This window comes from Mycobacterium sp. (assembly GCF_047975165.1).
Classification (GTDB): domain Bacteria; phylum Actinomycetota; class Actinomycetes; order Mycobacteriales; family Mycobacteriaceae; genus Mycobacterium.
Map to the genome: position 1 here is coordinate 19,621 of NZ_JBKECZ010000103.1, position 9,000 is coordinate 28,620.

A 9,000-nucleotide genomic window follows, 5' to 3' on the forward strand; every position below is an offset into this window, starting at 1 on the left:
TACGCGGGGGTGATGGCCGCTCAGCCCAGCCAGCCCCGTCAGCAAGGAGAGTGCCGCCGCGTGGGTGATCAACCTGTCGATCTGTCGCCGGACGCCCTGGCCGGCGCGGTCGAGGCCGCGGAGCGAGCCCTCGCCGGCGCCGACAGCCTGGAAACGCTCGCGCACGTCAGGACCGAGCACCTCGGTGACCGTTCGCCGCTCGCGCGGGCACGTCAAGCGCTGGCCGGCCTGCCCAGGGACGAGCGCGCCGACGCCGGCAAGCGGGTCAACCTCGCCCGCGCCGAGGCCCAGCGCGCCTACGACCAGCGGCTGGCGGTCCTGCGCGCCGAGCGGGATGCGGCCGTGCTCGTCGCCGAGCGCATCGACGTCACGCTGCCGTCCACCCGCCAGCCCACGGGTGCCCGGCATCCGATCACCATCCTGGGCGAACACATCGCCGACACCTTCGTCGCGATGGGCTGGGAACTGGCCGAGGGGCCGGAGGTGGAGAGCGAGCAGTTCAACTTCGACGCCCTGAACTTTCCGCCGGACCATCCGGCCCGCAGCGAACAGGACACCTTCTATATCGCCCCGGAGGGCTCGCGGCAGGTGCTGCGCACGCACACCTCACCGGTGCAGGTGCGCACCCTGCTCGAACGCGACCTGCCCGTCTACGTCATCTCGATCGGCCGGACGTTTCGCACCGACGAACTCGATTCCACCCACACACCGGTGTTCCATCAGGTCGAAGGGCTGGCGGTGGACCGCGGGCTGACCATGGCGCACCTGCGCGGCACCCTGGACGCGCTGGCCCGCTCGGAGTTCGGGCCGGCGGCGCGCACCCGGATGCGCCCGCACTTCTTCCCGTTCACCGAGCCGTCCGCGGAGGTCGACGTGTGGTTCGACGGGAAGAAGGGCGGACCCGGCTGGGTGGAGTGGGGCGGCTGCGGAATGGTGCACCCCAACGTGCTGCGGGCCGCCGGCATCGACGCGCAGGACTATTCCGGCTTCGCGTTCGGCATGGGCCTGGAGCGCACCCTGCAGTTCCGCAACGGCATCCCCGACATGCGCGACATGGTCGAAGGCGATGTCCGATTCTCCCTGCCATTCGGGGTTGGCCTCTGATGCGGGTGGCGTACAGCTGGTTGCGCGAGGCGGTCCGCGCGGGCGCCCCGCACTGGGATGCCGGGCCCGACGACGTCGAGGCGGCGCTGGTGCGCGTCGGCCACGAGGTCGAAGGGGTACTCACCCTCGGCCCGGTGGACGGGCCGCTGGTGGTCGGCCGGGTGTCACAGATCGAGGAACTCACCGGCTTCAAGAAACCCATCCGCGCCTGCGTGGTCGACGTCGGCGCCGACGACCCGCAGGAAATTATCTGCGGCGCCACCAATTTCGAGGCCGGCGACCTGGTGGTGGTGGCGTTGCCGGGGGCAACGCTGCCGGGTGGCTTCACCATTGCCGCCCGCAAAACCTACGGGCGCACGTCACACGGCATGATCTGCTCGGCGACCGAACTCGGCCTGGGCGCCGACCATTCCGGCATCCTGATGCTGCCGCCGGGAACCGCGGAGCCCGGCGCGGACGCCGCCGCCGTCCTCGGTCTCGACGACGTGGTCTTCCACTTGGCGATCACACCGGATCGCGGATACGCGATGTCGGTGCGCGGGCTGGCCCGCGAGCTCGCCTGCGCCTTCAACCTGGACTTCGCCGACCCGGCCGAGGTGCCGCCGCTGCCGGTAGACGGCCCGGCGTGGCCGCTGACGGTGGACCCGGCGACCGGGGTGCGCCGGTTCGCGCTGCGCCCGGTGGCCGGAATCGACCCGGCGGCGGTGTCGCCGTGGTGGCTGCGGCGGCGTCTGCTGCTGGCCGGAATCCGGCCCGCCTCACCGGCGGTGGACGTCACCAACTACGTTATGCTCGAACTCGGGCACCCGATGCACGCCCACGATCGCACCCGGATCACCGGTGACTTGCACGTGCGGTTCGCCCGCCCGGGCGATACCGTCGTCACCCTCGACGACATCGAGCGCCGGCTGGAACCCGCCGACGTGCTGATCGTCGACGACGTCGCCACCGCGGCCATCGGCGGGGTCATGGGGGCGGCCAGCACCGAGGTGCGCGCCGATTCCACCGACATCCTGCTGGAAGCCGCCGTATGGGACCCGGCGGCGATCTCACGCACCCAGCGCCGGCTGCATCTACCCAGCGAGGCCGCCCGCCGCTACGAGCGAGCAGTCGACCCGGGGATCTCGGTGGCCGTCCTGGACCGCTGCGCCCGGCTGCTGGTCGACATCGCCGGGGGAGTAGCCGAGCCGGCGCTGACCGACTGGCGCGGCGACCCGCCCAGCACGGATTGGTCGCCTCCGCCGATCCGGATCCCCGCCGGCCTACCCGACCGGGTCGCCGGACTCACCTACCCGCCGGGCACAACGGCGCGCCGGCTGACTCAGATCGGTGCGGCGGTGCGCGCCGAGGACGACGGCACCCTGACGGTGGCCCCGCCGAGCTGGCGCCCGGATCTGCTGCAGCCCGCCGACCTGGTGGAGGAGGTGCTGCGACTGGAGGGCCTGGAAGCCGTCCCGCCGGTGCTGCCCACCGCGCCTGCGGGCCGCGGACTCACCGCCGGCCAGCGGCGCCGCCGCGCGGTCGGCACCTCGCTGGCACTGTCCGGGTACATTGAGATCCTGCCGACCCCGTTCCTGCCCGCCGGGGTGTTCGACCTGTGGGGGTTGCCCCGCGACGACCCGCGGCGTACCACGACCAGGGTGCTCAACCCGTTGGACGCCGACCGGCCGCAGCTGGCCACCACGCTGCTGCCGGCGCTGCTGGAGACCCTGGCCCGCAACGTCTCCCGCGGAATCTCAGATACCGCGCTGTTCGCCATCGCCCAGGTGGTCCAACACTGCGACGTGGCCGGGGCCGTCGGTGCGATCCCGGTCGATCGCCGCCCTTCCGAGGCCGAGATCGCCGCCCTGGACGCCTGCCTGCCACGGCAGCCGCAGCACGTCGCGGTGGTGCTGGCCGGGCTGCGTGAGCCGCGCGGCCCGTGGGGGCCGGGCCGGCCCGTCGAGGCCGCCGACGCGTTCGAGGCGGTGCGGATCATCGCGCGCGCCTGCGGCGTCGACGCCGCGCTGCGGCCCGCGCAGTATCTTCCGTGGCATCCCGGCCGCTGCGCCGCCGTCATCGTGGGCGACACACCGGTCGGGCACGCCGGGCAACTGCATCCGGCGGTGATCGAACGCACCGGGCTGCCGGCGGGTTCCTGCGCGGTCGAGTTGAACCTGGATGCGTTGCCCGTCACGACGCCGCTGCCGGCGCCGCGGGTGTCTCCGTTCCCGGCGGTGTTCCAGGACGTCAGCCTGGTGGTTCCGGTCGACGTAGCGGCCCGCGACGTCGAGGACGCCCTCCGCGACGGTGCCGGCGATCTGCTGGAGCACATCGCGCTGTTCGACGAGTTCACCGGCCCGCAGATCGGCCAAGACAACAGGTCATTGACGTTCTCGCTGCGATTCCGGGCGTCGGATCGCACGCTGACTGAGGAGGAGGCGAGCGCGGCCCGCGACGCGGCGGTGCGGTGCGCGGCCGAACGTTTGGGCGCGGTGCTGCGGAGTTGACCGCGAGGCGAATCGGTCGCTGCCGAAATTATCTTGTAATACTTCTCACCCAAACCGGCGATGGATAGGGTACGTTATCGTTCGCCATAGTTAGCCACCCCCAGCTCACGATCAACAACAACATGGAGGCGACGGATGTCGTTCGTAACTGTAGGCACTGACCTGGTATCGGCGGCGGCATCGAATCTCGCCGGCATCGCATCTCTGATCGACGAGGCGAACGCGGCCGCAGCGGCGCCGACGTCCTCGGTCGCGGCCGCCGGGGCAGACGAGGTGTCCGCAGCCATCGCCGCCGTCTTCGGCAGCCACGCCGAGGCCTACCAGGCCATCAGCGCGCAGGCGGCGGCATTCCAGACCCAATTCATCCAGGCCATGAGTTCCGGTGCCAACGCCTACGCAACGGCCGAGGCCGCTGCCGCGGCGCCGATGCAGACGGCACTCAACGCGATCAATTCGCCGGCCGAGGCGATGACGGGACGCCCGCTCATCGGCAACGGCGCCAACGGCGCCGACGGCTCCGCGGCAGGTGTCGCCGGTAGCGACGGGCAGGCCGGCGGCTGGCTGTATGGCAACGGCGGCACCGGTGGTGCCGGCGGCGAAGGTGCCGCCGGCGGGCGCGGCGGGGCCGCGGGCCTGATCGGCAATGGCGGCAACGGCGGAGCCGGGGGTATCAAGGGTGCGGCGGCCATGAGCGGTAGCGGTGGCGCGGGCGGGATCGGCGGCCTGCTGTATGGCAACGGCGGCAACGGCGGCGCCGCCGGAGACCCGGGGGCAGGTGCCAGCGCCGGACAGATCGGTTTCGGCGGCGCGGGCGGCGACGCGAACTTCTTCGGCAACGGCGGCAACGGCGGCGACCGGGCCGCACCCACCAATCTCGCGGTCTCCGATCTATCGAAGGGCAGCGGCGGCGATGCCGGCCGTGCCGGGCTGATCGTCGGCAACGGCGGCAACGCGGGCGCAGGCAGCGCAGCTGCGGGGGCCGACGCCGGGCTGTTCGGTAACGGCGGCAACGGCGGTACCTCCCACACGCTAGCCGAGGCCAGCGGCAATGGCGGCAATGCCTTCTTCGGCAACGGCGGCAACGGCGCGAACTCCGGCCCGTCAGCCGGCGGCCACGGCGGCAACACCGTGATCGGCAATGGCGGCACCGGCGGATCGTCGACGCAAGTCCAACTCAATATTCCGAAAGCTGGCACCGTCACCACAGGCACCGGCCAGCCGGGCGGCGCGGGCGGCGACGTGGCACTGTGGGGCAACGGCGGTGTCGGCGGCAACGGCTCCAACGGCCTGCTTGAGGTCGCCCCCAACGGCGGCAACGGCGGTGCCGGCGGCAACGCAGGGTTATTGTTCGGCAACGGCGGCAACGGCGGCAACGGCGGCAACGGCCAAAAGGCCCTATCCTTCCTGACAGCCGCTGCGGCCCTCGGCGGCGATGGTGGCGCTGGCGGCAATGCGAGTCTGTTCGGCAACGGCGGCAACGGTGGCCACGGCGGCACCGGCGGATATATTCCGAGTGGAATCGCTGGAAGCGGCACGGGGAACGCCGGATCCGGGGGCGACGGCGGGCGCGGCGGCACTGGCGGGCTGTTCACCGGCAGCGGTGGCCACGGTGGCGACGGCGGCGACGGCGGCGAGAGCAAACACAGCAATTCGATAGCCGGAAACGGCGGTGTCGGCGGTCAGGGTGGTAGCGCATTCGGCTACGGCAATGGCGGCAATGGGGGCGCCGGCGGCGACGGCGGTACCCAGACGGCAGGCGCGAAGGGAGGAGGCGGAGCCGGCGGAGTCGGCGGAGCCGGCGGCAACACCTTCATCGGCAATGGCGGCGACGGTGGCGGCGGCGGAGCCGGCGGTGACGGTAACGGTGCGACTACTCCCGGCGGTAACGGAGGCGAAGGCGGCCACGGCGGTAATACCGTCTTCGGCTACGGCGGCTCCGGTGGCATTGGCAGTGCCGGCGGTACAGGCAGTTCCGAAGGCGCAGCCGGCCAGAACGGCAACCCGGGTACCGGGTTGTTCAGCGGAACGGTGGTGCCGTCCGGCGCCGAGGCGGTGGGCTCTGCCGCGGCGGCATCGGCGTTCTCGGCGGAGTCGGCCCCCGACCCGAACGCGTATCAGGATCTCAACGCCAACACCTCGGCCAACTGGAACAACATCGCCGAAACCTGGCTCAGCCAACCGACACCGTTGCTGAACAAGCTGGCGTGGGACCTCAACGGTTACGTCGGCACGACTGCGGCCGCCTTGACCGCTGCCACCCGCGACTTCACCATCGGTTTGGCGGGCTTCCCCCCTGCGTTCCAGAACGTCATCAACGCAATGGTGTCCGGCAATCCCCAGGCCATCCCCGGGATCATGGACAAGGCGGTGGCGAACCTGTTCTACACCGGTCTGGACACCACCGATATGAACAACATCCTCCCGACCGGTACCGCCGGCGACCTTCTGACCGTCGCCCCGATCCCCGGAGAGATCGCCATGAACGGGGCGAGCCTGTTCCAGGCAGTCACCAACACCAACATCTCCATGGGGATTACCGGCACCATCGATGGCGGAGATCTCGCTGGGAAGATGGTCATGGGGTTGCCGCTGGCGTTGGGTGTCGACCTCATCGGTGCTCCGTGGGTGACCGGGATGGCGGTCAACGAGACCATGAACACCTTCTCGTCGGCATTGACCCTCGGGGACTACAACCTGGCCGCGAACACCCTGGCATCCCTGCCGGCCACGGCCGCCAACGCATTCCTCAACGGCGAGGGGCACATCGTTCTGCCGCTGTCACCGGAGCTGGTGCCGGTGGTGGGCCCCGAGGTCGATGTACTCCAAGCCAACATTCCGGTCGGAGGAATCCTGTCCCCCATGCGCTACATCTCGGCTACGATCGTAGCCAGCAACACGGCGGGTGTGGTCACTGCCACAATCCCGCTGGACGGGCCCGGGGCCACCCAGACCGGAGGCCTCATCTTGGGGCTGCTCAACTACGCGCCGCTCGAGCTTGTCAACGCGATGCCCTACTGACGTCCGCGTGTTCCCCGGCGTACCCGGAGCCTGACGCCCGGTACGCCGGGGAGCAACGCTGACAAGCCGCGGTGGGCGGACATCCCGCCATCGGCATCCTTGACGCCTTTTCCCCATGTGTCCGACGCATGTCAATATCGAGTTCAGGAGGCCGTCGATGGCGTTTCTGATCGTGGGAACCGACCTCGTCGCGGCTGCCGCTGCGCAGCTGACCGCCATCGGCGCCACACTCGATGCGGCGAACGCCACGGCCTCGGAGTCGACGTCGTCGGTTGCCGCCGCCGCGGCCGATGAGGTGTCGGTTGCCATCGCAAACGTTTTCCGCGCCCACGCCCAGGCATACCAAGCCCTCGGCGCCCAGGCATCGGCATTCCACACCCGGTTCGCTGCGGCCGTGGGTTCCGGAGCGGACGCCTATGCGACAGCCGAGGCCGCGGCCGCCACACCCTTGGAGGCGGCCCTCGACGTGGTGAACACCCCCTTCGAGTTGTACACCGGTCGCCCGCTGATCGGCGACGGAGCCGACGGTGCCGCGGGCGTCGGAACCGGAGCCGGCGGCGACGGTTCGCCCGGCGGCTGGCTGTACGGCAACGGCGGCAACGGCGGCGCCGGCGGCGAGCAGGGCGGTGCCGGCGGCCGCGGCGGGGCCGCGACCCTGTTCGGCAACGGCGGCAACGGCGGCAACGGCACCGGCGGGTTCGGGCAGACCCCCAACGGCGGCAACGGCGGTGCCGGGGGAGATGCCGGCTGGCTGTACGGCGCAGGCGGCCAGGGCGGTGCCGGCGGAATCGGCGCCAGCGATACGACAGGGCCAAACATCGTGGCAGGCCATGGTGGCCACGGCGGCGCCGGCGGCAACGCGGGCTTCTTCGGCCGCGGCGGCAACGGCGGCCACGGTGGCACCGGCGGCAGCGCCGATGACTTCGCCGCAGGCGACGCCGCGGGTAGCGGGGGTGCCGGCGGCAACGGCGGCACCGGCGGCCTGGTCTTCGGCGATGGCGGTAACGGCGGCACCGGCGGCACCGGCGGCTTGTCTGAATACGCGGTGATCGATGGTGGCACTGGCGGCGCAGGCGGTCAGGGCGGCAGCTCATTCTTGATCGGCAATGGCGGCGCAGGAGGTGACGGCGGTTTCGGCGGCGAAGATACGACCAGTACCGGCAGGGCAGGGGTTGGCGGCGCGGGCGGCGCCGGCGGCAACACCGTCATCGGCACGGGCGGTGCCGGTGGGGTAGGCGGCGAGGGAGGCTCAGATACTTCGTCAACCAACGGCCACGGCGGTGGCGCCGGGGCCGGTGGTGCCGGCGGCAACACCGTGCTGGGCAATGCGGGTGCCGGAGGTGCCAGCGGTACCGGCGGTGCTGGAGCCAAAATCGGCGGCAACGGCGCGCTGGGCGGTACTGGCGGCAATACGATCTTCGGCGATGGTGGTGCCGGCGGCGCAGGCGGTGCGGGCGGCACGGGCCGTATGACATCCGGCGGCTATGGCGGTACCGGCGCCGAAGGGGGCCCCGGCGGCTACTCGCTGCTGATCGGCGATGGCGGCGATGGCGGCGCCGGTGGAGCCGGGGGCGTCGCGAACGCCGTTGGTCTGGCCGGTGGCGGCGGGCCGGCCGGCTCGGGCGGCCGGCTGTTCGGCAGGTTTGGTTTGCCGGGGCCGATGCCGGCGGCCGCCACAGCAGCACCGGAGTGGCCGGGCGTGCTCACCGCACTCTTGGCCGGCAACGTCGCCGGCGTGCCCGGGTTCATGGAGACCGCCGACAACGCAGTTGCGGCCCTGCTGCTGGCCGGCTGGAACGGGTCCGGCCTGAGCCCCTGGATACCGCAGCCGTTGGGCTTCTTCGCTCCTTGACCAATCCTCCGCGGCGGAGACGAAGCTGCCCAGCCTCCTCCCCGTGCTCCGCGGCCCGCGGCCCTCGCCACCTCAACTAGCGGTCGCCAGCCCGGTGTCCCCGCTGGCCTCCCCGGGGCCCAGCGTCCCCGGCTCAGGGTTCTCCGGGCCCGTCTTGACCGGGCCCGCCTGTCCTGGCCCCGTTTTCTCCGGGTCCGGCCCCGGCCCCGGCCTCGGCTTCCCCGGGCCCGCCTTCTCCTGCCTGGACCGCTCCGTCCTTGTCTTCCCTGTGTTCCCGGCATCCTCGCGGGTGAAGTGTCGTTCGGGGTGGTGGAAGTTGTTGACGCGGGGTTGGTCGGTGTCGAGGTGTGGGGGTGGGATCCATTCGGTGTGGCCGCGACTGTTTTTTCGGGTGGTCCAGCCGTTTTCTGCCAGGCGGTTGTGGGGGCCGCAGGCCAGGGTGAGGTCGTTGATGTCGGTGCGCCTGGTTTTGGTCCAGCCGGTGACGTGGTGGACTTCGCAGTGGGCGGCGGGGGTGTCGCAGCCGGGTTTGGTGCA

4 protein-coding genes and 1 pseudogene are annotated in these 9,000 nt (G+C 71.5%); 4 read left to right on the top strand and 1 reads right to left on the bottom strand.

Features of this window, described 5'->3' with window-relative positions:
* Positions 1-60 precede the first annotated feature (60 nt).
* The 4 genes from pheS (at position 61) to ACK5M9_RS11260 (ending at position 8,463) form a co-directional block, all read left to right on the top strand.
* A complete protein-coding gene (gene pheS, locus ACK5M9_RS11245; RefSeq protein WP_416893253.1) occupies positions 61-1,104 on the top strand; it encodes a phenylalanine--tRNA ligase subunit alpha in 1,044 nt (347 codons plus the stop codon).
* Positions 1,104-3,593, top strand: coding sequence for a phenylalanine--tRNA ligase subunit beta (gene pheT, locus ACK5M9_RS11250; protein ID WP_416893254.1), 2,490 nt, complete (start codon positions 1,104-1,106; stop codon positions 3,591-3,593). Before pheS ends, pheT begins: the two co-directional genes overlap by 1 nt.
* A gap of 135 nt (positions 3,594-3,728) precedes the next feature.
* Positions 3,729-6,611 carry a PE family protein gene (locus ACK5M9_RS11255; RefSeq protein ID WP_416893255.1) on the top strand — a complete coding sequence of 961 codons (2,883 nt, stop codon included), beginning with the start codon at positions 3,729-3,731 and terminating at the stop codon, positions 6,609-6,611.
* A 157-nt stretch (positions 6,612-6,768) separates the two neighbouring features.
* Positions 6,769-8,463 (top strand): PE family protein, encoded by a 1,695-nt coding sequence (locus ACK5M9_RS11260; protein ID WP_416893256.1) that lies wholly within the window; start codon positions 6,769-6,771, stop codon positions 8,461-8,463.
* Between the two features lie 279 nt (positions 8,464-8,742).
* Here ACK5M9_RS11260 and ACK5M9_RS11265 read toward each other — a convergent pair.
* Positions 8,743-9,000 (bottom strand): annotated as a pseudogene (locus ACK5M9_RS11265) (HNH endonuclease signature motif containing protein); the annotation flags it as partial.